This is a genomic window from Enterobacter genomosp. O (genome assembly GCF_001022965.1).
In the GTDB taxonomy this organism is placed as follows: domain Bacteria; phylum Pseudomonadota; class Gammaproteobacteria; order Enterobacterales; family Enterobacteriaceae; genus Enterobacter; species Enterobacter cloacae_L.
In genome coordinates, this window is the sequence record NZ_LECZ01000026.1 from 119,710 (window position 1) to 144,099 (window position 24,390).

The following is a 24,390-nucleotide window of genomic DNA, read 5'->3' on the forward strand; positions in this document are numbered from 1 at the left end:
TAATCTTGTTATAATGTTTTTTTTAAGATCATAACCTAAACACCTTCATTCGGAGTTCCTGATTAATGAATTAATAATTGTTAATTTATGAAGTTTTCTATGCCGCTTGCTCAAATAATATTTGATGACTTGACCACACTTTCATTAGACCTATTATTGCGGGACAAATACGGTCGTTTATAACAGTGGTGTAATAATCATATGAAGTATCTTATTGATCTCGCAATGCTTTATGAAGTGGACTCCGGCGTCATCATGATTAATGGAGAAGAGGAATCTTCGATTAAGTTATCCAACCAGGCGGCACGGTTGTTATATGAACTTATCATTAATAATGGCAAAACCCTCGACAGGGACGACCTGATTAAGAAAGTATGGGAAGACCGCGGCTTTTCCGGCTCCTCGGTCAGCCTTAATGTCGCCATAAGTGAAATCAGGAAAGCCTTTCGCAGTTTAGGGCGCGATCCTCTGCTGATTAAAACAATTCGTGGTAAAGGGTTTAGCCTGGCCGCACATATAGAACATCACACGGTAAGGCCACCCGTTTCTGCTCCGGAGAAAATCGTGGCGGAGGCGCCCGACGTGGTGACTCAACAGCGAGACCCGCCTGCGCGCCTGCGTCGTCGGGACAGCGGCTTTACCACGCTGTGCGTGATGGCGCTGGTCGTTATTACCGGCATTGCTGCGCTTTTTTTCTATCAAAACATGCGCGTGGTCGAGCGCCCGAAAGAGTCAGATATTCATCTGCTGGGCAAAATCGATCGCTGTACGGTTTATCTTATCGATAAGAACATGTATCAGCCGCAACAGGCTTACTTTAGCCGGGCCAAAGAGACCATTACCCGTCAACAAATAGACTGCGAACATCAGGACGCTGACGCGTATTACTCAAAATTTAAAAAGTCACAGCTGGAAAATGATTTCCTGGCTGTCTGTTATCTGCAGGACAGCGGTGATGGCTATAAAAATTGCACCTCTTACAGAAGCCTGACAGGGAGTTAAGATCATGTCGAAGAGATACCTGAGCGTATTATTGGGCGTAGTGCTGCTGCTTTCTGTTATCGCCATTGTCCTGTTTTACCCTGAAAAAAACCAGGAGGAGGGATTTGGCTGCCAGTCAGATACGATTTCCAGGAAAACCTATTCGTCGGGAGAGTCAATGGGCCTGTCGTTAACGACGCTGTTTCTGTTTAATAGCAGCGATAGTATCACGGTGATCCATAAAGGCGTATTTATCCGCGGAGACAAGCGCTATTTGATTGATCGTAACTATGTGCTGAATGTTGAGAAAGTTGCTGGCAGTGATATTTACTATATTAAAGGAAAAAAACTGCACAAATCTGAAGATGATGCTGCACCGGAAGGAATTGTCAATGAGCTGCTGTTGGACAATATAGACTTCTTTTATGTTACCCAGGTTAAGAGTCGTACCTGGCTAATTAAAGGGCTGGTATTACCTATAATGATGTGCATGGCCGTGCCGACATCCTGATATTACGGCAAAGTAATAAGAATAGATGTTTGTCTATTAATCAAAAAGTCTCAAGTTTATTCATTATGTAACAACAAGATGCAAGTGCATTCTGTTTTTTTTCATCCTTTCCCGTGGGCAGGATGAAATTTTCTGTATTGCCTCGTTATTTTTGGGGTGACTATACTCCGCCTCGAAAAAGGGGCTCCCCTTTTTTAAACATCTGGATTCTTTTTTGAAGGACTAAATAAATGAACAAACTGAACGCTATCGTTCTGGGCTCACTGCTGTCTCTTTCTGCCCTGAGCGCTGTTAATGCAGCGGAAACTACCGCTTCTGCAACCTGGCAGGCTTCTGCAACGAAAGACAGCGATTCCGATCTGGTTGTCACGCCGACGCGTGCCCTTAACTTCGTTTATAGCGCAAGCACGAAAGCCTTTAACACCGACACCGGTCTGTTTGATGTGGCTATTCGCGGTGACCACTCTTCAGCTACCAGCTTCAAACTGGAAGCGATTGTTGACGACTCTGACAACACCCTGTTCAGCGTTGGCGGCGAATCAACCAAGCTGAAAGTGGGCGCGCGCTTTGGCGGGAACGATCTGGGCTCAATCGGTGGCACAGTGGGTACGAAATCAACGGCATGGACGACCCTGGTTGACTCATCAAACAACACCGGCGTCTCTACTGGCCTGTGGAACCTGACCACCAGCGCAGGTGCTGCAGCGAATACCGAAGTGACCGGCCAGGACAAATTTGTGTTCTACGTCGATTCTGCACAGGACAGCACCGGTGCGGCGAAAGAGTTCAAAGACCTGACCAACAGCCTGTGGGAAGGTACTGTGTCCGTTGCGTTCCGCGCAACCTGGGGCTAAGAGCTGACAGTTACAGGGGCGTAAGCCCCTGTTTAGGGAAATATCATGTTTAGCCTCAAACCCATCTTCTTCTTTTTACTCTTTATCTCTTCCTCCGCGCTGGCAATTAATGTGGGCAAAGTCACCACCATTATTCCTGCCGATGCCGACTCCACCGCCAAGGAATTAAAAAACGAAGCGGACAGCGTGCGCATTATTTCCATCAGCGCCCAGCGTATCAGCAGCCCGATGGATGAAGGCATTGTCATTAACCCGGAGAAAATCGACGAACTGCTGCTGACGCCCACGCGCATGGTCATGCCCGCCGGCACCAGCAATATCGTCAAATTTTACTACCACGGCAAGGCCGATGACCGGGAGCGCTACTACCGCGTGACCTTCATTGATGAAGGGGTCAGCGAAGATCTTGATAACGGCTCGCAAAAGAATGGCAAAGGGATGACCCGCGCCGTGGTGAGCACCATTCTGGTGGTACAGCCCCGGAAGAAGAACGTTGATTACGTCTACGTGGCCGGAAAGATTACCAATAAAGGCAATACCGCGTTTCGCGTGAATGCGAGCGGGACATGCCTGAAACCTAACCCGGAATCACCGACCACGCCGTGCGTTAAAAACTTTTACCTGATGCCGGGTACCTCACGCGCGATCGACGATATCAACGTTACGGACAGCCATTTTCATCTCGGAATTTGGGACCTGAAACAGTTCATTCCTGTTAAGTAAGGATGCATGGTGAAAAATAAATTAGTGTTGCCGGTGATGATGGCGTGCACATCCGGCCTCCTGCCCGCGTATGCGCATGCTGCCTCCAGCTCCGTGGTTATCGCTAATTACCGTTTTCCCGACTCGCTCTATGCCCTGCTGGAGCAGGGGGTCAAAATCCCCGTTTATTTGGTCAATACCCGCCCGAATGCCGCGCAAAAGGTGAGCGGCGCGCGTGACGTGAGCGAATATGTCCGTATTGGCGACGTGACGATTTACGCGAAAGACCGGCAGCTTGGGCTGCGCGACGTGCAGGTCCAGGAGTCTGATAACGGTATTCGTCTATCGAAAGAGATGCGGACGTTGCTGCAAAGCATCAGCGGCAAACAGTTTGACGAGCAAATGCGTATTCCGGTGAGCGCCGGGTCGGCGTTTGAGCTGGACCAGAAAAAGATGCGTCTGCTGCTCAACCTCTCCCAGCGCGATTACGGGGTCAACATTCGTCCCCGTGAAGTGGATATCGATGCCCCTGAATCAGACGATCTGAGCGGCACGCTCTCCTATAACCTTGGCGCGTATCATACCGAAAGCGGCTACGGCGATAGCTGGTCGTCCGGGTATCTCAACGCCAAAAGCTGGATCTCGATGGGGGTCGATCACCTGCTGGTCGATGGCTCTGGCTACGTTAACGAAAGCAGCAGCGACACCCAGATGAACGCGGTGATGTGGGAACGTGACTATCAGGGCATGCGCTACGCCGCCGGGATGCTGAACGGCTGGGCGATGCAGTCGCTGGCCAGCGTCAGCGGTATTTCCGGTGGCGAAGTGTACGGTGTATCGGTGGGCAACCAGGCTAACTCGCGCAAGCGGGACAATACCCTCTCCCTGACGCCGGTGGTGGTCTATTTCCCGACGGCCGGGGAAGCCCGTATTCGCCGCGACGGCCAGCTTATTGGCATTCAGCGCTTTGACGTGGGTAACCACGAAATCGACACCAGCGCGCTGCCCTACGGTATCTACAGCGTAGAAGTGGAAGTGGTTAGCGGCAGCCGCACCGTGTCGCGCAGCATGTACACGGTGAACAAACCTTTCAGCAATAACGTGTCGGAGTCGCTGCGCTGGCAGACGTGGGGCGGTATTTATAGCCGCGACAAATCCGTCGTCAACTACAAGAAGTATGCCAAACGGAAAAACGAGCAGGACAACAGCTACTACTACGATTACGACACTAAGCACAAAGACACCATGTCGCTGGTCGGCACCTCCTTCAGCAAGCGCAGCGGGATGGTCGACTGGAACGCGTCCGGATACATGATGCGCGAGCACGTGGTCAGCGAACTGTGGGCCTCCCTGAACCTGACCGGATATTTCTCGGTGAACACCCAGACGATGGCCGCCTCGGACGGCACGTACCGCGCCAACTACGGGGCAAACGTCAGCCTGCCGTGGAATATCGGTTCGGTCTGGTACTCCCACGAGCAGCTCTCCAGCGGCAAGTTCCTTGATATCTATGAAAACAAAGGCAACACGTGGGGCGCATCGTTCAGCCTGCCGTCGTTTGGCCTGCCTTCCGCCGGGAACCTGAGCCTGATGCGGCAGGAAGACGACGTATACCGCTATAAACGCTATCAAATTGACTACTCCCAGGGGCTGTACGCCGGTCGTTACGGCACGGCGCGCCTGCGGGTGGGCATGTCGCGCAATAAGTACGAAGGGTACTACGAAGAGAAAGACCGCTATGTGATGCTCGATTTTGCCATCCCGCTGGGTAACACCGTCTCCGTGGGCGTGTCGCATAACCGCGATACCGGCACGGCGCTCAACGTCAGCGCCAGCCGCCAGTTCGAAGGGGATTACCTGAAGTCGGTCACCGCCAACGTTTCAAGAGCCTTCAGCAGCAACCAGGATCGCACGGTGAGCGGCGGCGGCAGCGTGAGCTTCGACACGCCGTGGAACAGCAACATCCTCAGCGTGCAGAGCGGCACCAGCAAAGGCTGGAACTCCACGCTAACCAGCGACGGCAGCGTCGGCTGGTCAAAAGAGGCGATTGCGGCGGGTAAAGGGACCGACAGCGCAGGGGTGATTGTCAGCACCGGACTGAAGTCCGACGAGTCGCTCACGCTGAAGCTGAACGGCCGCACGGAGCGCATCAAGGGCGATAAAACCTGGCTGTCGTTGCCGGCCTATCAGGCCTATGACCTGGAGGTGATGAACAGCGAAACCGGCACCGAAAGCTATGACATCGGCGCGAATGCCCGTCGGCATATCACGGTCTACCCGGGTAACACGGTGGTGATGAAGCCGCAGGTGAAAAAAATCGTCACCCTGTTTGGTCGCCTTGTCGATGCCAGCGGCAACCCGGTGAGCGCCACGCAAATCAAAAACCACGTCGGGCTGACCCGCACGGAAAACGACGGTCGCTTCGTGATTGACGTGGACAAGAATAATCCGGTGCTCAGCATTGCCACGCCGGACGACAGCGTCTGCGAAGTGCGTCTGGATATCGAGTCCAACCGCGGCGCGCTGTGGCTTGGGGACATCTCCTGCGATAAGGGCGATTTCGTCTGGCAGGAAGCAAAAGGAACGCGGGAACGTGAAGATGAAAAAGATATTCGCTCTTAATCTGCTGCTGATAAGCGCGGCTGCGCAGGCGCAGCAGATGCCCTATTTTGCGATCAACAACCCGGACAACAACGGGACGGGAAACACGGCGGCGCTGTTTAGCCTGAACAGCACCTCAACCGCGTTTTTACACGGATCGCGCGAGTGGCCGACCCTGAGCGCCAAAACCAACAACGGGATTGCCAGCTACATTCCGGACAACAGCTTTAACGGCCCTGCGGGCAGCGCGCTGACCATTAACTTCAGCGTCACCGGCTCCAGCGCCTCGCCGTTCTTTAAGGGCACCGCGTGCTCTTCAAGCTGCGGCACCACGGGCTATACCGCGGCGACAAGCTATACCGACACCGCTATGGTGGTGAAACCGCCGATCGTCGAACCCGGCACCTCCTATGGCCGCTGGGTGCTGGGGGATCCGTTCTTTAACTATCTGCTCAATGCGGCTCCCGGCAACGAGGTGACGATTACCTCCACGCCGCAGATCACCTCTATCAATAAGGTGACTACCACCAACACGCTGCACAAGGTGGGGACGTTGACCATGACCAACTCGCGGGCGCTGGATCTGGGGATAGACCCGATCAGCGGCGAGGTCACGATTGTGGATGGTTCGACCGGGGCGACCTGCACCAAATACACCCGCAATACGGTGTCGGGCGTGCTCTGTTCGCTGCTGGAATATACCTTCGTCGGCGAAGATATCACCGGCTATAACCCGGGCCTGGCGCTGACGTCATCCCGCGTTAACGGCGTGCTGCAGTCGCACATGAGCGGCGGAACGGGTCTGGCGGCGGAAATCACCTTCGACGAGAGCAACTGGTACAGCATCTCCGGCGGTATTTTGAGTGATACCCGCGTGCTGGCGAATACCTTCCTCGCCGCGCCGCAAAAAAACGGCGGTAAGGCCAACCTTAAAATCTTTTTACCGAAGGCGCTGATTTTGAGCGTGGCGCAGGCGGGGGATGGCAGCAACATTGGCAATATCGTCAGCCTGTGCCTGACGCCGGGCAACAGTTCGCTGGCGGCGGATTTCTGCTTCCAGCCGGGCGGGGGGCTGGTCATTAACCCTATCCAGCCAGGACTGGCGATTGTGCCGGATAGCCCGGACTATACCCTCGACCCTAACGGCCTTGGCGGCTCCGGAAAAGGGACAATTGGCGAGGCGCCGATTGAGATCCCCTACACCATTACCTACAGCGGCGCGCAGAAAGACGCGGCGATTGCGGTAACGGTGAAGGTCACCGGGCCGACGCAGAGCCTGAACGGCGTGGACTACTGCGCCTTTAGCGGCAACGGCTTCACCGTGCCGATCCCCGGCAACGTGCTGGTGGGCAAAAGCCAAACGCTGAAGGCGCATAACTGCAAGGGAGAAGCGCTTTCCATTCCCGCGCCCGCCACCCATGCGGAAGAGTGGGACAAAATAAGCTCCGGCGTGACGGACATGTGGCTGTGGAAAACGCCGCTGGTGCTGCAGTTTGTGATGAATAACCCGGTATCGAAAACGACCTATGACGGTAATAACTGGTTTGGCGAAGTGACGGCCCAGGGTCGAATTGATGTCAGCGCTTCCTGGAATTAAACGATGATGACTGGAAAATTCCTGGCTATTTTCGCAATAAATTGCTTCATTTCCGCAAGCGCAAATGCTTTAATTATTGAAAGTCTAAATATTGATTTTCTACCCGAAAAAGAAGTTGTTTTTCAGCCAATAAAAAACGATACCAGCGTTCGACAGAATTATACTGTTTCGCTTATTCAGGTCGATGTTCCTAAAGAGCACGGGAAAGAGACTGAAATAAAAGACGGCGAGGTGATGTTCTCACCTAAACAGTTAACGCTGGAGAGCGGCGAGCAGGCCGGTTTTAAGTTTTATTACACCGGCCCGCACGACAGCAAAGAGCGCTATTATCGCGTTAAATTCACAGAGACGCCGCTCCAGGCGCGGGTTGTGATGAGCAAAGGCCAACGCATCCAGTCGGATGTGGTGGTTTCGCTTGAGGCTATTTTAATTGTCCGCCCATGGACAAGACATTTTGATTATGCGTTTAGCAACGGGGTGGTGAGTAATACCGGTAATACCTGGTTTAAATATGTCTCTTCACAGGGATGTAGCTCACAATATAACGATTCAAAATATCTTCCGCCGGGTCAACGGCTGGAAATAGATAATTACGCGCAGCCAGCAAGGCGGATGATTATTTATGGAAATAAAATCATTCCGCTTTCGAGCTGCCCGTAACAACCGCTTTCCTTCATAAAAGGAAATTAACCTTTGGCGCAAGCTGAAGATTTACAACTACAGGAGAATAAAATGAAAGCGATTTCATTCGTAGAAGCGAAAGACATTATCGGTGGTGCATTAAACCCGTTTGCTGGCCTCGTTAAGGGCGCACAGCTGGGTTACGACACCGGTGCAAGCATCATGGGCATGGTAGGTGGTGTGGTTGGCGGAATTCTGGGGGGCGCGATGGGCTTCCTGGGTGCGCTGGTTGGCAGCTACAACTAATTCAGATTAACAGGAAGACAATCATGCAAGTTATCGATTTCAAAAAAGCACAGGCCATCATCGGTGGTTGGGATCCGTTTGCTGCTGCCATTCAGGGTGCGAGCGCGGGCTATAACGCGGGCAGCCAGATGTTAGGCGCGCTGGGCGGCACCATCGGCGGCGTGTTTGGCCTGGTGGGCGGCTTCATCGGCGGCTTCTTCAGCGCATAAGTTCTTGACCTATGCACCTATGGCCCGCATTGCCGGGCCATTTTTTTATTTCAGCCACGGATAATTATGTTTTCGCTTTTTCAGTATAAAAAAAAGGGTAAGACACCCGTTATTCGCCAGCATGAATTTACCGAATGTGGGCTGGCCTGCCTGGCGATGGTGCTGGGGCACTATGAACACCATGTCTCCGTCAGCCAGCTGCGCAGGGAGCTTTCGGTCTCTGCCGACGCGGGAACCTCGATGGCGGAATTAATGACCCTCGCCAGCGATAAAAATATGACGGGCCGGGTGCTAAAGGGCGAAATCACTGAAATTGAAAGTGCCGAACTGCCGCTCATCGCCTTCTGGCGCGGCAATCACTTCGTGGTTATCGTGAAGGTCGACGGCCGCAGCGTGACGGTCCACGACCCGGCCAGCGGCGTGCGTCGCTACAGCCTCAAGGAGGCGCAAAAACTCTTTTCCGGCTACGTGCTGGAACTCAAGCCAACGCCGCGCTTCGACAAAAAATCGCCTGACGATACGCTCACGCTGGGCCGGCTGGCCAATAAATCCCCAAGCCTGTTCCAGCGGCAGGTGCTGCTGTTTGTACTCTCGATTTTTACCCTCATCACCATGCTGGCCAGCCCCACCTACGTGCAGCTGATCATGGACGAGGCCATCTCGCGAAACGACAACGATCTGGTGATTTTACTCACCGCGATTTTCGCCATCGTCTTTATTTTTGAAGTCATTGGTAAGTTCCTCAAGCAGATACTTGAGATCCTGATGCGCAACATTGCCTATGACGACCTCAGCCAGTCGGTACGCCGCTATATGCTGCGCACCCAGACCGGCTGGTTCCGCAGCCGCCCGCCGGGCATCGTGCTGGCGATAGAAAAATCACTCCACGCCTGCGCGGAGTTCATCAGCAACGGCTATGTGCAGATCCTCTTTTCCAGCCTGATCGCTTTCACCAGCCTGCTGTTTATGCTGCTGTATAACGTGAAAATCGCCGTGCTGACGATGCTGCTGATGGGGGTGTTTTTCCTGATCCGCTTTTCGCTGATTGGCCCTTACCAGCGCGCGGTGGATGACTCCATCGAGCGCACCGCGAAGTATGAATCGCTGCTGGTGGAGACGCAGAAGGGGATCATCACCCTGAAGGCCAACAACATGGAGCAGGCCCGGGACGCGGTGATGGACAAATCCCAGCGCGAACACATTGCCGGGCTGATGCGCAAAGAGCGCCTGCTGGCCCGCTTTGACGTCGCCTCACTGCTGGTGATCAACGCCGAGCAGCTGCTGGTGGTCTGCTTCGGCGCGTGGCTTATTCTGGAAGGGCAGATGAGCATCGGGATGCTCTACGCCTACATAAGCTACAAACGCTATTTTTCCGATGCGATGGTGCAGGTGGCGCAAAAGCTGCTGGATAAAAATGCGCTGAAAGGGCCGCTGGATCGCGTTGGCGACCTGCTGTTTGCCCCCTCCGAAGCCAGCCAGTTCGGCCGGAAGATTGTGACCTCACCCGTCAGTCTGGAATTTGAGGATGTCTCTTTTGCCTATCCGGGACGCGAGGCGACGCTTCAGCACATCAACATGACGCTGAAGCAGGGAGAAGAGGCGGTGATTGTCGGCCAGAGCGGTTCCGGGAAAACCACGCTGCTGCGCCTGATCTCCGGGATGTTGCTCTCCACCTCGGGCAGCTTGCGGATCAATGCGATCCCCATTACCGAGTGCGATCTCTCCTCGCTGCGCCAGCATATTCGTATCGTGCACGCGGACGATATTCTCTTTACCGGCTCAATCCTGGATAACCTCTCCTGTTTTGATAGCGCTCCGGACAAAGAGCGGGTGATTGCCGCCTGCCGTCTGGCGGAGATCGACCACGTTGTGGCGCGTCTGCCGCACGGCTATGAAACGGAGCTGCTGCCGGGGAACACCTTTTTCTCCGCCGGTGAGATGCAGCGTCTGGTACTGGCGCGCGCCCTGTACAGCCAGCCGAAGCTGCTGCTGTGCGATGAAGTCACGGCAAACCTCGATAAAACCACCGCGCAGAAGGTGCTGGCGAACCTGCGTGGTCTGGGAATTGGCCTGGTGTTTGTCACCCACTCGCCGGAGGTGGTCGGCTGCCACGGACGGCTCTACACCATGGAAAACGGCACGCTGCGGGAGAGTGAGCAATGATGTTTCTCCCCCGTCTCTACGCCCGACTTTGCGCCCGGCAGGCCGGACGCACCCTGCTGGCAGGCCGGATAACGCAAAACTACAGCCAGTTTATGCGCTGCCCGGAGGCCGACGTCCCGGCCGATTTTCTGCGGCAGAACGCCCGTGAGATGAGCGGCTTTAACTTCGTGGAGCAGATCTTCCCGCCCGCGCTGTGGCGGCGCAACGTGCGCTTCGATCTCCATGCCCGCGTGGCGGAATTCACCCGCGAGCAGGATTTCTATTCCCGGCCTCGCACCCTGCTGCTGGGCATGCGCTGGGCCGGGTTTGGCCTGATCGCGGATGCGCTGCTCGCCACCGCGCCAGAAGACGTGCGCTTTCAGTTTGTCACCCGCCAGCCTGCGCTGCACAAGCTGATGGCCGCTCACGAAGGGCGGCGTGCAGGGGGATTTTTCGCGCCGCATCGGCTGGTGACCGTGCTGCTGATGGATGAACGCCTCCCGGATGCGCCGCTGTTCATGACCCAGGCGGGCGACCAGAAGGCGTGGTTAACGGATGTCTCGACGCGTTTTTTAACGCGCTACGGATACGCGGTTCGCACGCTGGTGCCCACCTGTTCGCTGCACGCGGCGGAGTTTGGGTTAGAGAGCCAGACGTATGCGCCAGCGGACTACCGCCAGGCCGCCACCGCCACGCTGAATGCGCTGCGTAAAACCCCCACGCTCTGGAGTGCATGGGACGATCTTTCAGTGATTTATCATGGATGACATGTCGTGAAATTAAAAAACCGAAACCGACAACGTCGGGCGCTAATCCCGCACCATTTTTCAAAGAGCTACGAGATCAACGCCCCGCGCCTGAAAGGCGTGCTGACGCTGTTTATCTCCTTTTTCCTCTGCCTGCTGGTCTTTTCCATCGTCTTTAATTTTTCGGAGACCACGCTGGCGCGCGGCGTGCTGATCCCGGCCCAGGGCGATGTGGAAGTCCGCGCCAGAGAGTCCGGCACCATCGTTGACTTCGCGGTGCGTCCGGGCCAGTACGTGAAAGAGAATGACCCGCTTTTTACCGTTTCGCAGGACTACGGCGGCAAGCAAGGGTCGGTGGTACAGTTCGACCGCCAGCAGATGGAGGCGGAGAAAAAGCGTAGCGAGCAGCGCATTCAGGCCATTGATGATTCTATTGCGTCCTACCGCAAAAACCTGGCGCAGCAGCTGGATCTTACCGACCGACAGATAGCGGTTTCCCGCGATAAGGTGAAAAAGCTGCGCGCGCTGCTTAAAAACAACACCGACACGTACGAGGCGTGGAAATCGGTATCGGGCAAAGGCTATGTCTCAAAGGTGGATCTCGATAAAAGCCACAACGACGTGCTTAACGCCCAGCTTAATCTGACCCTGGAGGAGAGCACCATCCTTGACCTCGAGGCGCGCAAAACCAGCCTCACCGACAGCACCCAGTCGCAAATCGACTCCCTGAGCGAGGAGCAGCTGTACGTGAAGAACCGGATCAGTGAAATTGACCGTAACCTCTCCAGCCGGGGCAGCTCAACCATGGCGATGCTGGCTCCTGCCGACGGCTACGTGGTGGCGATCAACTTTCCGCCGGGCCGGGCCATTACGCAAAACAGCGAAGTGGTGGTGGTGATCCGTAAAAATACCGCCGCCTCGATGGAGGGGTATCTCTATGTGCCCGCCACGGGCGTGGGCCGGGTGGCAAAAGGGGATAAGGTGAAGCTGCGCTTTGACTCCTGGCCGGTGGATAAATATGGCTCGGTAGAAGCAACCCTGTCTGATTTCTATGAGGTGAACATCGATGCCCATTCGGCGCTCATCCCGCTGCAGGAGGGGCAGAACTACTACCTTGCTAAAGTGCGGGTGCCTTCCTGGTTTACCGACCCGGACAAGAAAAAGCGTCTGCTGATGGGTGGGATGACGGTTAACGCCGATATCGTTATCGATCGTAAGCCGCTCATCAACCTGCTTATCGCGCCGCTGGAGCGGGTGCGCAAGCGGTTTATCGATTGACCCGATTTCATCGGTTATTGCCCTTTCACCCACATTGCTAAGCGGGGCAGCGGGCTATCCTCCTTATCACACCAACCGGAGGATAGCCCATGAACATCACCCATATTCGCAACGCCACCCAGCTGATTACCTACGCCGGCAAACGTCTTTTAATCGACCCGATGCTCGCCCCGAAGGGCGCTTATCCGGGCTTTCCCGGTACGGCGCATGCTGAGCTTCGCAACCCGTTGGTCGAGCTTCCCGTTGACGTCAACTTGCTGCTGGACGCCGACGCGGCGATCGTCACCCATACCCATGACGATCATTGGGATCGCGCAGCAGCAGAACTGATCGCCAAAGACAAGCCGATCTATGTGCAAAACGACCGTGACGCCGCGCTGCTGCGCAGCCAGGGGTTTAGCAACCTGACAGTCATGACCGACGCGACCACCTTCGGCGACATTCAGATTGTGAAAACCCACGGTGGCCAGCACGGCACCAACCGCGCTTACGCCGTACCGGAGCTGGCGGAGCGGCTGGGCGAGGCCTGCGGCGTGGTGCTGCGCCATCCTGCTGAGAAGACGCTCTATCTGGCAGGGGATACCGTCTGGCGCGAAGAGGTGGCAGCGGATCTGCAAAAGCATCAGCCGGATGTGGTGGTACTTAACGCCGGCTATGCCCACGTCATTGGTTTTGGGCCAATCATTATGGGTCAGGAAGACGTGCTCAACGTCCATTTCCTGCTGCCGCAGGCTAAAATCGTGGCGAGCCATATGGAGGCCATCAACCACTGCCTGTTGACCCGCAGCGCGCTGCGTGAGTACGTTGAAGCCAACCAGGTGAGTGACGCGGTGAGCATTCCCCAGGACGGGGAAACCGTTATATTCTGAGTGCGTTAAAGGGAAGGGAGGGGGCAGATGTCGCTAATCAACGTCGCAATTGTCGCGGTGGACGGATTCAGCCCGTTTCACTACTCCGTTCCCTGCATTCTGTTTGGCGATTCGGTTTCCGGCGAAAGGCGTTTTAACGTCACGATCTGCGCCGAAACGCCCGGTTTCCTCACGTCAAAAGACGGATTTGCCCTCAACGCTACAGAGGGCTACTCCGCCATTGGGCAGGCCGATATTGTCGTCGTTCCCTACTGGCAGCACGTCCTTGAACGCCCGCCTCAGACGCTGCTCGACAGCCTGGTACGGGCAAGAGATAACGGCGCGGAAATCGTCGGGCTGTGTCTCGGGTCGTTTGTGCTGGCCTATGCGGGGGTCCTCGACGGCAAGCGTGCGGCCACCCACTGGGAGTTCGAACGCCAGTTTCAGTCGCTCTTCCCGAACGTCAGGCTAGATATCAATGCCCTCTACGTGGATGACGGCAATATCATCACTTCCGCAGGCACTGCCGCCGCGCTGGACTGCTGCTTGTATATCATTCGCCAGCGTTTTGGCAGCGTGGTCGCTAACCAGATTGCCCGCCGGATGATTGTTCCGCCCCACCGCGAAGGCGGGCAGGCGCAATTTATCGCCCAACCGGTGCCGAAAGATACTCGTGACGGGCGGATTAACTGCCTGATCGACTATCTTCAGCAGCACATCACCGAACCGCATAGCCTGGACTCGCTGGCGGAGGTGGTCTCAATGAGCCGCCGCACGCTGACCCGTCACTTTGTTAAAGCCACGGGGATGAGCGTCGTCGACTGGCTTACCGCCGAACGCCTGCGGCGCAGCCAGATCTTGCTTGAAGCCGGAAATATGCCCGTTGAAAGCGTGGCCGAGCTGGTGGGGTTTAATTCCGCTGTCACCTGGCGACAGCAGTTTAAGGCGCGTTTTGGGGTCAGCCCGGCGGAGTGGCGAAAGACGTTCCGTTTGCAGAACTAGCGTGAAAGTTCTGTAATAACGACAGGTTAAGAAATGTGAGCATTCATGAACCTACAGAAGCTAGTGGTTACAGTCCTTCACCAGTTTGCCGCATTCATACAGAGGAAAAATAATGATTACTACAAGGGTAAAATTATTCTTGTTACTGGCCACTGTTTGGATAGCAGGAATATTTGCCACGCTTTTATTTGGACGTTTGTTGATTGCCCTGGTCAGCTTCTTTTTCATCGGACAATTTGATTTTCCAGTCAGCGATCTTGTTGAAGCTACTACCCTTGCCATGAGTGGTGTGATCCTAATTGGAGGAATACAGTGCATTATGGCGAAGGAAAAGAACCGATCCGAAGACCCACCCCGGTAAGTTGTGTATGAAGAGATTGAGCTACCCCAGCCTCTCCACCCTCGTCTCCCCCTCCACCATCGACAGCTGATACAGCGAAAACGATCGCTGTTTCTCAATCAGCGTCGCCAGCTCCGGCGAGTGGCTGGTGAGCCAGATCTGCGAGTAGCGGCTGGCCTCGGCGATTAAGCTCGCAAGGGCGGGCAGCATCTGCGGGTGCAGGCTGTTTTCCGGTTCGTTCAATGCGATAAACGCCGGTGGGCGCGGGCTTAACAGTGCCACCGCCAGGCACAGGAAGCGGAGCGTGCCGTCAGAGAACTCCGCCGGTTCAAGCGGCCTGCTCAGCCCTTCGCGCTGCATCATCATCCGGAAGCGCCCGCCGGTGTTGTCGCTGTAGAACACGCAGCCGGGGAACGCCTGGTCGAGAATGCGCATCAGCAGCAGTTCGTCGCCAATCTCGACGATGGTCTGGAACGCCGCCGCCAGGTTGGCGCCGTCGCTGGCCAGCACCGGGGAGCGGAAGCCGACCTGCGGGGCGCGCATTGCCGAGCCGGATGAGACGGAAAACTCATGATAAAAGCGCCAGTTCCGCAGGGACTCGCGCATTTGCGACACTTCCGGGTAAAGGTGCGGCTCGCCGAGCTGGCCGAACACCGATTCGTTTTCGTAAAGCGTACCGCTGTGGGTCACTTTCTCGTGGTGCACGTTATTCAGAAACACCGCCTGATTCCTGCGCTTCATCAGCTGGGACGACGGGCGTCTGTGCTGGCCGCTCAGCCAGATGGACTCTTCTTTGATCACCGGGTCGAGCTGGAACTGCGAAGGGTAAGGCAGCTTCTCGACAAACCCTACCTGCAGCTCGTATTCGTAGGTCTCTGTTTCAACCGCCAGGTTCATCCGTCGCAGCTGGTCGCTGCGGGTCTTGCCTGCCCAGAACACCTTCAGAATACCGCCCTCGTTTGCCAGCGCCTGGGAAAACTGCCCCTGGGCGGCGCTGTGCATCAGGTGTATCGCCTTGTAGATATTGGATTTTCCGGTGCCGTTCGGCCCGAAGACGATGTTGAGCTGCTCCAGCTCCAGCGACATATCGCGGATGGAGCGGTAGTTTTGGATGTGCAGGGTGTTGATCACAGGCAGGCCCCTTTTTGCAGAATGAGCCTGTATATAATCACAGGCTTTTGGATGAAATGCAAAAAAGAGACGACAGTGAGGATGTCGTCTAAACGGGGTACTGCTTTGGGCCTCTACGGGTCAATGGGGCCTTCGCATTTTTGTGATCATTTGACTGCCAGACGCAGACCCAAATCATCAGGATAGGGATCAAAGTAGTTTTGCGTCATCAGATACCGGTCGGGGTGTTCGGCCAGGTAGTGCTTCAGCAGCGTGATCGGAGCGAGGATAGGCAGATGTCCGTTGCGATAGTGCAGGATCACGTCGCGCAGCTCGCCGCGCTGGCGGGTGTTCAGCTGGTTACGGAAATAGCCCTGAATATGCATCAGCACGTTGGTGTGATTCTTCCGCGAGGCGGGTTTTTTCAGGATGGTCATCAGCTTTTCCCGGTACGCCACGAAGAAGGCGTCCAGGTCTTCCCACTCGTGCAGCGAGGCGACGAACGGGCCGATTTCACGGTAACCCGCCTGATGGTGCGCCAGCAGCTGAAGCTTGTAGCGGCTGTGGAAGTCCAGCAGCGCGCGGCGCGTCAGGCCATTTTTACGCAGTATGTTCAGCTCGTGCAGCGCAAAAACGCGCTCGACGAAGTTTTCCCGCAGCACCGGGTCGTGCAGGCGTCCATCCTCCTCCACGGGCAGCCACGGCCAGGTTTCAAGGAGGGCAGCGGTGAACAGCCCGACCCCCTCCTTGCGGCCCCGGTTGCCGTTTTCATCATACAGCCGCACGCGTTCCATGCCGCAGCTTGGAGATTTCGCGCAGACGATAAAGCCGGAGAGATCGCCGATTTTCGGCAAAAAGTCTGCCGTAAAGTCCGCCATTTTCTGCGTAACATCTTCATGAGGCGCATGGCTGAAGCGCATCTGCGTTTCACCGTCCGTCGTTACGATCAGTCGCAGCGCCGGGCGGGGCGTCGGCAGGCCAATGGCCATTTCCGGGCAGACGGGGCGGAAATTCACCCACTGGGCCAGCTCATCCATGACGAAGCCCATACGCTTGTGTCCGCCGTCAAAGCGTACGGCGGAACCGGTCAAACATCCGCTAATACCGAGCACAGGTTTCGTTGTCATGGTGTGGTCCTCCCGTTCATATATTTAAAACTTACACAACATGACTAATTTGTCCAAGTATTAGCGGAACTATTTTTTATATTCCTTTAAAATCAACAGGTCTTAACTGCCCTTGTAGGTCGAGTAACCGTACTGGCTCAGCAGAAGCGGGATGTGCAACTTCTCGTTGGTGCGGGTCACGGTAAACAGCACCGGGACTTCCGGGAAGAAGGAGTCCAGCTTTTTGCCGTGGAAGTAATCTGCGGTTTTGAAGGTCACTTTATAAACGCCGGGCTGCATGTCCTGGTCCTGCGGATAAAGCGATTTGATGCGTCCGTCATGGTCGGTTTTACCGCTGGCAAGCTGGGTCCATTTATCCTGCTCCTGCTTTTCCAGGATAACAGTTACGTCCGACGGCGGCATACCGGTTTGCTGGTCGAGAACGTGTACGCTCAGCGTGCCAGCCGGGGCGGCGCTGAAGGCGACAGGGGTAAAAGCCATCGCGGCCAGGATCAGCAGAGGGGTGGTTTTTTTCATGATGTTTTCCTGTGGAGTGAGTGGTCACAGGAAAACGTTAGCATTCGCAGCGCGGGAAAATATTCAACTTTTCGTGACAATTCCCACAGGAGAAAATCGTCAGAGGATAATCACCTCAAGGGAAACCTGCTGCTGCCACTGCGCCACCTGCTTTTTCCGCGCCGCGGTGAGCTTGCCGCTGGTGACCAGAAGCCATTTGCGCTCCGGGAAAATTTCCGGTGCCAGCGCGTCAGGGGGCGTGGGCAGAATGTCGATCCGGTGGCCCTGTCCGGTGCGCGTTAAGGCTTCGAGCCAGATCTCGCACGGGTCGTTCAGGTGCCAGCCGCTGAGCAGAATATTATCGCCCGGCGCTTTTTTATCGCCTTCGAGGCAGAACGAGACGTAGGCGATGATGATGCCGTCGAGAATTGCGCGCAGGGTCATGGCGGCGGCGACGTTAGCCGAAACCTGGCTGCGCAGCGGGCGGAGCACGTTCGCGACCAGTTCCGGCCTCGGGTATTCGCGTCCGGCGTCGTAAATCATCTGGCGCAGGGACTCGACTTTGCCGTCCTGCAGGCGCTGCAGCATGTTCTGTTGCAGGGTTTGCCAGTTGTTGGTCCGGCCCGGCGTCGGGCGTTCCAGCAGCGGTTTGACCTGGCCGATCGGGACGCCTTTTTTAACCCAGTCGAGGATTTTTAGCGCCTGCTGGACGTCTTCATCGCTGTACTGGCGGTGGCCGCCTTCCGTGCGCTGTGGCTTGAGTAAACCGTAGCGACGCTGCCACGCCCGTAGGGTGGTGGCGGTGATGCCGCTGAGTCTGGCGAATTCGCCGATGGAGTAAGCCATGTCCGTGTCCAGAGTGGAGGAATACTCTCAATATACTACGAATTTTCCCGAACGGGATGAAGCGCCGAAACGGTGCACTACACTTAACATCCAACCGTGCAAATGAAAGGAATTCTCATGAAGCTATGGCCTGTTGTGACCGGTGTTGCCATTGCCCTGACGCTGGTCGCCTGTAAATCCCCTACGCCGCCGAAAGGCGTGCAGCCGATTTCCGGTTTTGATGCCAGCCGCTATCTCGGCAAATGGTACGAGGTCGCCCGCCTGGAAAACCGCTTTGAACGCGGTCTGGAGCAGGTGACTGCCACCTACGGCAAGCGCAGCGACGGCGGCATTAGCGTGCTTAACCGGGGTTACGACCCGGTGAAGAACAAGTGGAATGAGAGCGAAGGCAAAGCGTATTTTACCGGTGAACCGACCACGGCCGCGCTGAAGGTATCGTTCTTCGGCCCGTTCTACGGCGGCTATAACGTGATCAAGCTCGACGATAAGTACCAGTACGCGCTGGTGAGCGGCCCGAACCGCGATTACCTGTGGATCCTGTCGCGCACGCCAACCCTTCCTGAGGCGGTGAAGCAGGATTACCTGAACACCGCGCGCAGTCTGGGCTTCCGGGTTGACCAGCTGGTGTGGGTGAAGCACTAGCCCCTACTGGTAGGAAAACGTAATGCTTGCCAGGGCGTTCGCCGAGCCGGGGACCAGCTCGCCGGTGCGGATGTACTGCGCCTGGAACGGCAGCGACAGGGTTTGCGCCGCGGTGGTGCTCTGGATAAAGAACTGGTTCGTCGTGTTCGCCGCCGAGCTGTCTGGCCCCATCATCAGCGGGCCGGTGCCGTTGTAGAAAAACTGCACCCCCACGCCGGACGCCGTGGAGTCGCCGGTCAGCGTCACCACCGACGAGGTATTCGACGGCGTGGTCTGATCGGTCATCACCGCGTTAACCGCCACGTTGGCGTCGCAGATCAGGCTGACGTTAAACGACCCGGAAGGTGACGTGCTGCCCACGGTGGTCAAGGTGCGGATATCAATCGTGCCCAGATCAACATTCGCGCTTTTGGTGCCCACCGTACAGCCGCTCGCCGTGACGGTGATGGTGGTAGGGTTAATAATAACCTTTGCCGTTTTGACCTCGTTGTTATACGCGGTCAGAACCGCGGCGTTGATGGTCGGGATCTGATAAACCCCTGATTTCAGCGCCGTGCCGGTCTTAATAAAAGTCACCTTGGCGGACCAGCCTAAATCGGTGGCATAGCCATTGGTACCGTCCGCCGGGTAGCTTTGCGTGATACCGCTCTGCAGCGGAATCCAGGCGGAGCCGTTAAAATCCTTCAGCCCGATGATATACCCCACCCCCGGCACGCCGGTTTCGAAAATGGTGTAGTTCACCCCGTCGACGGTGACCGTCATGCCGCTTGAAATTGCGCTGCTGCTCGGCTCCAGCGTGCCTTTGGAGCAGGTAAACACCCAGCCGCACCAGAATACCTGCTGCACGCTGGCGGTTGCGCTCCAGGTCGAACCGATGATGTTGCCCGGCACTACCGAATCCGCTGGCCCGCTGTAGGTCATCGGCTGGGGGGAGAGGGTAATATCCGATTTCCACTCCATCGCCTGTACGCTGGCACAGAGGAGTAATCCGGTGATTAAAAAAGCTAAACGCATCATTGATACTCCGTGGTCCAGGTGGCGAAAGCAGAGACATCTCCGGGATTGACGGGCGCGCCCGTGGCGGCCAGTCGGGCATAGAAGGTTACCTCTACGCTGTCATCGCCCGGCGTGCCCCAGGCGGGGGTTTGCGTGTTCAGTGGAATCAGCGCGCTTTCTTTGTCGAGGATCTGCACCGCCACGCCGGTTGCGCCGCCGTCGGCAATTTTTACCAGCTGCGGGTCGTCATCGTCCGGCGTACCGCTGAAGCGGATTTTTACCCCGGCAAAGGTCGGCCCGCAGGCTTCAAGCCTGATCGTGAAGGGCGTTTTGATGTTGCTTACCGCCCCTGCGCGGGGGAACTGTTTGATCCCAATGGTCCCCAGCGGTACTTCCTGCTCTTTAGAACCCGCGGCGACCACGCAGGTATTGCCGATCAAATTGCCGGTGACGGAAACCAGCACGTCATAGCCGCGAACGGGGAGAGTAAAAAACAGCAGCAGGACGATGCTGGTCATCCGGAGCGTTACTGACATACCACCTCCTGTGAATAAAGGCCGGTGCGGGCATTATAATTTTGCTTATTTAACGCATAGTTAATGGTGCAGCGCTGGTCGCTGCTGCGGCCCCACACCGCGCTCAACGCACCCTTAACGGGAAGGCCGGACAGATACAGGCTGCCGCCGTCGCCAACGATGCCGCTGCTTTTGTCATCACTGAGTGAGACCAGCGTGCCGAAGGGGAGCACGTCGTTGCCGCGACGAACGCTAAACATCGCTTTTGCCCCCTGGCGCGTGACGAGGGTGGCGCGGACCAGGGCACCGTCGGTGGGCGTTTTGTTGACGATGGCGTTTTCCAGCTCTACGTCGTTACCTGCCGTGGTGACGTCCAGCGCGACCTGATTGACGCGATACGGCGTGGCGTACGGGATCACCGCATAGCCACGGCTGTCGGTTTTGATGCCCTTGTGATTAAGCACGGAAACGTTGCTGGCCCCGGGGGCTTTAACCAGAATATTGGTATTGCCGAGCGGCTGGCTTAGCGTCAGGCCATCTTCATGCAGCACCGCGCCGCCGCTCATCCCGTAGCTGAGGTTTTGGGAATCGCGGGTGTAGCTGTAGCCGAGGTTATAGTCCCCGCGCGCGCCTTCGTACTGCAGGGCGACATCACCGCCGTACTGTTGCTGCCTGCTGTAGCGCTGGTTAACGCTATAAAACAGGTTCTCCTGGCCCGGCAGATAACCGCTCACGCCGGTGCTGGCGGTGGTGCCGGTTGAATCCGCATGGGTGGTCGTAAAGCGGGCGCGCGTGGCGAGCTGCGGGTTGCCAAACGGCACCGACAGGGAGAGCGCCAGAAGGTTCTCTTTCTTGTTGTCATACAGGCTGGCGCTGCGCTGAACGCTGACGCCAAGCGACACGTTACGAAACGTGGCGTTCCACGCGAACTGCAGGCTTTGCGTGGTATTTGACGTGTTCCAGTAGGTTTGCTGATCCCACGACAGCGACAGCGAGCCGTATTCCCCCATTGGCTGCGACAGCAGCAGCTGGTTTTTGGCTTTACGCGACATCCGCAGGTTATATACCGTGTCGTAGTGGGTGGTGACGGTGCCATCGTCTTCCACGATCTGCTTTGGCCTCCCGCCCGCCATCCCTTTGTACGTGGTATCGCTGAGGGTATAAAACCCCTCAGTGGAGTAGCGCAGCGAGAAGAAGTTTATCCGCGTGCCGGTGTCGTTCAGCAGCTTGCTGTAGCGCAGGCGCACGGAATCGCCGGTGTAGTGCCGATCGTCCGCCAGCTGGCTTCGGGCGTGGGTCAGGTCAATGGAGTAGGCACCAAAGTGGCCGAGGTTTTGCCCAACCCCGAAAGCCAGACCGTTATAGCGATCGGCAAACTGCGCCCCGCCGTAAAACGTCAGGCCGTAGCGCCAGCCGTAGAACAGCTCGCCCTGCGCGAAAGAGGGCGACGCCTGATCGCCCATCGGGCGGTAGGTCCCGGCACCGAAGGCATATTTCACCTGTCCGTTACGCACCAGGTTCGGCACGCTGGCAAAGGGAATCGTGTATTGCGTCTGGCTGCCGTCGTTCTCCTGAATGGTGACCGCGAGATCGCCACCTGACGACGTCGGGTAGAGATCTTTCAGCACAAACGCCCCCGGCGGAACGGAGGTTTGATAGATGATGTTGCCGTTCTGGCGAACCGTCACGGTGGCGTTGCTGCGCGCGATGCCGCGGACTTCCGGCGCGTAGCCGCTCAGGCTGGCAGGCAGCATGTTGTCATCGGTTTTCAGGGCAACACCGCGCAGGCCCACGGAGTCGAAGACCTGTGACGAGGTATAGGTTTCACCGGCATATGCCTGGGCATTCAGGCCGGGGATATCCCTCTGCAGCCAGGTTTGCACGTGGGTAAGCTCGTTGCTCTCTTTGGTCCACGTGGTGAAATCACGCAGCCGCCACGCGCCGAGGTTGATGGCGCTGTTCAGGCTTGCAAACAGCTGCCGATCGCGCGTGCGCGTCTCGCCCTGATATTCGTTGTTCGAACCGTTCACCACATAATTCAGCCACGCGGCAGGGATCCCTGCCTCCCAGCTTTCCGGGCTGACGTACCCGCGCGGTAAATTGCGCATCGCACTTTGCGGTACGGTGAAGTTCAGGGTGAGTGTCTGCTGGTCAAAATCAAACCGGCTATCGGCAAATGCCTGTGTCAGGAAGATGCAGCGCTGCGCCAGCGGCAGCGCGCCGCCTTTTGCCTGCTGGCTGTCGATGCCCAGCGCGGCGATTTGTTCAGGCGTAAGGCACGGCAGGGCTTCTCCCGCCGTATTTTCAGCAATGCGGAACGTGACGTTGCCTGTGAACGCGTAATTGTTATTGATATACACGTTGAGGTTGTAGTCTCCAGGCGGCAGCGCGCTCCCGGCGTTAACCCAGGCGAGATCGGCGCTGTTTGCGCTCTCGCCGTTGAGGAACGCGGGGTTAAATTGCAGTTCGCTTTCGGCAGCCACGGCTTGCCGAACTACCAGGGAGATCACCGTGGCGCACAGGATTTTTCTTTTCACGTGGTCACGCCTTACTGTTTTTATTATTGGGATAACGACGCGCGCGTGGCGGGGGTCCATGCCCCGTAATCGTTAATGGTCTGATAGCTCATGCTGCTTGCATGGCTAAAGGCTTCGGCCAGCGTCACGCTGGATTTCGGCGGTAACATCACCGGCTGCACCGGCATACCATCAATCTTCACGTTGATAGTGGTGAGGTAGTACGGCGTTGGGTTCGTGAGCGTCACTTTCCCGGCGCGATACGCGCCCGAAAGGCTTTTCCATGCCTCGCCAGCGCCTTGTCCGAGGCTCTCCGGGCGATAAAAGACCTTGATGCGGTTTGCTGACGCAAACTGCAGCGAATTGCCGGAACCGCTTTTGGTCTGCTGCGGAATGGCTTTGACCGTCATCCAGTAGAGCGTTTCGCGATCTTCTGGCAGGGCTTTGCCGTTAAACATGATTTTTACCGCGCTTTCGCTGGCGGGCTTCATGACGTACAGCGGTGGCGTGATAACGAAATCGTTGGTTTTTTGCCCTTTCTCGTTTTCCATCCATGACTGGATCAGGAACGTGGCGTCGGGATGCGTGTTCCTGACCTGCAGCATGGACTGGTTGGCGGCGCTGGAGTAGACCATTCGCGTTGCGCCCAACCCCACGCCGCCGGCGTACGCGGCGGTTGAACAAACTGTGGCAGCCAGGCAAATCCATGTGTTTACGCGCATAGGGATGCTCCTCAAAGCTGAGTCAGGCCCGGCCAGCAGACCGGGCCTGAAAATTACGAATAGGTAACGGTGTAGGTCGCGACAGCGCTGGCATCACCCGCGGTGGCACCGCCCTGCGGCGAGTAATATTTCGCGCTGAAGTTCAGGGTGTTGGCACCCTTACGCAGCGGGATGGCCGCTGCGGGTTCGTTCAGATTCACCACGTTGCCCTGTTCGTCATAAAGACGAATCGCCACATGCTGCGCGGAGGTGGTGCTGCCGTTTGCTCCGGCGGCCAGGCTATTGGCATCGGTGGAGTCCGGCGTACCGGTGAAGGTGACGGATACGGTTGTTGCGGCAATCGGATTCGCCTCCGTTGACGCTGAGGTATCGGCGATTTCGCAATCTTCCAGGGTGATGGCAAACGCTTTTGCGGTGCTCGCTTCGCTGCCTGCGGCCGCCAGCGTGGCGGTACGCACTTCGCCCAGATCGACGTCAATGTTGGCGCTGCCTGCGCTGATGGCGCAGGCGGAGGTCACGACTTTGCCGCTGAAGTTCACCGTGCCGCCGCTCGCGGTTGCCGCCATGGCGGAACCGGCAGGCAGCAGAGCGGCAATGCTTAATGCCAGAAATGTGCTGTGTTTTACGCGTGCTTTCATTTTCTTAATTCCTTTGTTTTTATTGATGAGATTTGCTCTGAAAGC

At 56.7% G+C, this 24,390-nt stretch carries 25 protein-coding genes; 16 read left to right on the top strand and 9 right to left on the bottom strand.

The genetic code is table 11. The features are described 5' to 3' along the window. Positions 1-201: 201 nt before the first annotated feature. From ABR39_RS14360 to ABR39_RS14430, 15 genes are all read left to right on the top strand, one after another. Positions 202-1,002, top strand: a complete 801-nt coding sequence (locus ABR39_RS14360) for a transcriptional regulator (protein WP_047347480.1) — start codon at positions 202-204, stop codon at positions 1,000-1,002. A 4-nt stretch (positions 1,003-1,006) separates the two neighbouring features. Continuing rightward, a complete protein-coding gene (locus tag ABR39_RS14365) occupies positions 1,007-1,492 on the top strand; it encodes a hypothetical protein (protein WP_047347481.1) in 486 nt (161 codons plus the stop codon). A 230-nt stretch (positions 1,493-1,722) separates the two neighbouring features. Continuing rightward, complete coding sequence (locus ABR39_RS14370) at positions 1,723-2,346, top strand: common pilus major fimbrillin subunit EcpA (RefSeq protein ID WP_047347482.1); 624 nt, start codon at positions 1,723-1,725, stop codon at positions 2,344-2,346. A gap of 45 nt (positions 2,347-2,391) precedes the next feature. Next, a complete protein-coding gene (locus ABR39_RS14375; RefSeq protein WP_047347483.1) occupies positions 2,392-3,069 on the top strand; it encodes a fimbria/pilus periplasmic chaperone in 678 nt (225 codons plus the stop codon). 6 nt (positions 3,070-3,075) lie between these two features. Then, positions 3,076-5,670 (top strand): CS1-pili formation C-terminal domain-containing protein, encoded by a 2,595-nt coding sequence (locus ABR39_RS14380; protein WP_047347484.1) that lies wholly within the window; start codon positions 3,076-3,078, stop codon positions 5,668-5,670. Continuing rightward, complete coding sequence (locus ABR39_RS14385; protein ID WP_047347485.1) at positions 5,648-7,246, top strand: hypothetical protein; 1,599 nt, start codon at positions 5,648-5,650, stop codon at positions 7,244-7,246. The genes ABR39_RS14380 and ABR39_RS14385 overlap by 23 nt, the downstream gene beginning before the upstream one ends. Positions 7,247-7,249: 3 nt before the next feature. Next, positions 7,250-7,906 carry a hypothetical protein gene (locus ABR39_RS14390; protein WP_240477070.1) on the top strand — a complete coding sequence of 219 codons (657 nt, stop codon included), beginning with the start codon at positions 7,250-7,252 and terminating at the stop codon, positions 7,904-7,906. Between the two features lie 72 nt (positions 7,907-7,978). After that, the gene (locus ABR39_RS14395) at positions 7,979-8,173 is read left to right on the top strand and encodes a hypothetical protein (RefSeq protein ID WP_013094846.1); all 195 of its coding nucleotides are present in this window, start codon (positions 7,979-7,981) and stop codon (positions 8,171-8,173) included. Between the two features lie 23 nt (positions 8,174-8,196). Then, positions 8,197-8,382 carry a hypothetical protein gene (locus ABR39_RS14400; RefSeq protein WP_001196016.1) on the top strand — a complete coding sequence of 62 codons (186 nt, stop codon included), beginning with the start codon at positions 8,197-8,199 and terminating at the stop codon, positions 8,380-8,382. A 66-nt stretch (positions 8,383-8,448) separates the two neighbouring features. Next, positions 8,449-10,545 (top strand): peptidase domain-containing ABC transporter, encoded by a 2,097-nt coding sequence (locus ABR39_RS14405; RefSeq protein WP_047347486.1) that lies wholly within the window; start codon positions 8,449-8,451, stop codon positions 10,543-10,545. Beyond that, positions 10,542-11,291, top strand: coding sequence for a hypothetical protein (locus ABR39_RS14410; RefSeq protein WP_047347487.1), 750 nt, complete (start codon positions 10,542-10,544; stop codon positions 11,289-11,291). Before ABR39_RS14405 ends, ABR39_RS14410 begins: the two co-directional genes overlap by 4 nt. A 6-nt stretch (positions 11,292-11,297) precedes the next feature. Then, positions 11,298-12,548, top strand: coding sequence for an HlyD family secretion protein (locus ABR39_RS14415; protein ID WP_047347488.1), 1,251 nt, complete (start codon positions 11,298-11,300; stop codon positions 12,546-12,548). An 89-nt stretch (positions 12,549-12,637) separates the two neighbouring features. Next, a complete protein-coding gene (locus tag ABR39_RS14420; RefSeq protein WP_047347489.1) occupies positions 12,638-13,417 on the top strand; it encodes an MBL fold metallo-hydrolase in 780 nt (259 codons plus the stop codon). A 27-nt stretch (positions 13,418-13,444) separates the two neighbouring features. After that, positions 13,445-14,398 carry a GlxA family transcriptional regulator gene (locus ABR39_RS14425; protein ID WP_047347490.1) on the top strand — a complete coding sequence of 318 codons (954 nt, stop codon included), beginning with the start codon at positions 13,445-13,447 and terminating at the stop codon, positions 14,396-14,398. Positions 14,399-14,510: 112 nt separating this feature from the next. Further along, complete coding sequence (locus ABR39_RS14430) at positions 14,511-14,759, top strand: hypothetical protein (protein WP_047347491.1); 249 nt, start codon at positions 14,511-14,513, stop codon at positions 14,757-14,759. Between the two features lie 21 nt (positions 14,760-14,780). Here the strand turns inward: ABR39_RS14430 and ABR39_RS14435 are convergent, their stop codons facing one another. The 4 genes from ABR39_RS14435 to ABR39_RS14450 all read right to left on the bottom strand — a co-directional run bounded on the left by ABR39_RS14435 (position 14,781) and on the right by ABR39_RS14450 (position 18,316). After that, positions 14,781-15,869 carry an AAA family ATPase gene (locus ABR39_RS14435; protein WP_047347492.1) on the bottom strand — a complete coding sequence of 363 codons (1,089 nt, stop codon included), beginning with the start codon at positions 15,867-15,869 and terminating at the stop codon, positions 14,781-14,783. Positions 15,870-16,015: 146 nt separating this feature from the next. Next, entirely contained in the window at positions 16,016-16,975 is a 960-nt protein-coding gene (locus ABR39_RS14440) for a YbgA family protein (RefSeq protein WP_047347493.1), read from the bottom strand. Positions 16,976-17,077: 102 nt separating this feature from the next. Continuing rightward, complete coding sequence (gene uraH / locus ABR39_RS14445) at positions 17,078-17,491, bottom strand: hydroxyisourate hydrolase (RefSeq protein ID WP_047347494.1); 414 nt, start codon at positions 17,489-17,491, stop codon at positions 17,078-17,080. A gap of 99 nt (positions 17,492-17,590) precedes the next feature. Further along, positions 17,591-18,316 carry a MerR family transcriptional regulator gene (locus ABR39_RS14450; RefSeq protein ID WP_047347495.1) on the bottom strand — a complete coding sequence of 242 codons (726 nt, stop codon included), beginning with the start codon at positions 18,314-18,316 and terminating at the stop codon, positions 17,591-17,593. Positions 18,317-18,433: 117 nt separating this feature from the next. Here ABR39_RS14450 and ABR39_RS14455 point away from each other — a divergent pair, with 117 nt between their 5' ends. Next, entirely contained in the window at positions 18,434-18,958 is a 525-nt protein-coding gene (locus ABR39_RS14455; protein WP_047347496.1) for a lipocalin family protein, read from the top strand. A 3-nt stretch (positions 18,959-18,961) separates the two neighbouring features. Here the strand turns inward: ABR39_RS14455 and ABR39_RS14460 are convergent, their stop codons facing one another. The 5 genes from ABR39_RS14460 to ABR39_RS14480 are packed head-to-tail and all read right to left on the bottom strand — an operon-like array spanning position 18,962 to position 24,345. Then, entirely contained in the window at positions 18,962-19,972 is a 1,011-nt protein-coding gene (locus ABR39_RS14460; RefSeq protein WP_047348158.1) for a fimbrial protein, read from the bottom strand. Further along, a complete protein-coding gene (locus ABR39_RS14465) occupies positions 19,972-20,490 on the bottom strand; it encodes a fimbrial protein (protein ID WP_047347497.1) in 519 nt (172 codons plus the stop codon). The genes ABR39_RS14460 and ABR39_RS14465 overlap by 1 nt, the downstream gene beginning before the upstream one ends. Then, on the bottom strand, positions 20,481-23,006 hold the full coding sequence (locus tag ABR39_RS14470; RefSeq protein WP_047347498.1) for a fimbria/pilus outer membrane usher protein: 2,526 nt from the start codon (positions 23,004-23,006) through the stop codon (positions 20,481-20,483). Before ABR39_RS14470 ends, ABR39_RS14465 begins: the two co-directional genes overlap by 10 nt. 23 nt (positions 23,007-23,029) lie before the next feature. Further along, positions 23,030-23,707: a fimbria/pilus periplasmic chaperone gene (locus tag ABR39_RS14475; RefSeq protein ID WP_047347499.1), complete on the bottom strand. Its 678-nt coding sequence runs from the start codon at positions 23,705-23,707 to the stop codon at positions 23,030-23,032. Positions 23,708-23,760: 53 nt separating this feature from the next. After that, the gene (locus ABR39_RS14480; protein WP_047347500.1) at positions 23,761-24,345 is read right to left on the bottom strand and encodes a fimbrial protein; all 585 of its coding nucleotides are present in this window, start codon (positions 24,343-24,345) and stop codon (positions 23,761-23,763) included. Positions 24,346-24,390 lie beyond the last annotated feature (45 nt).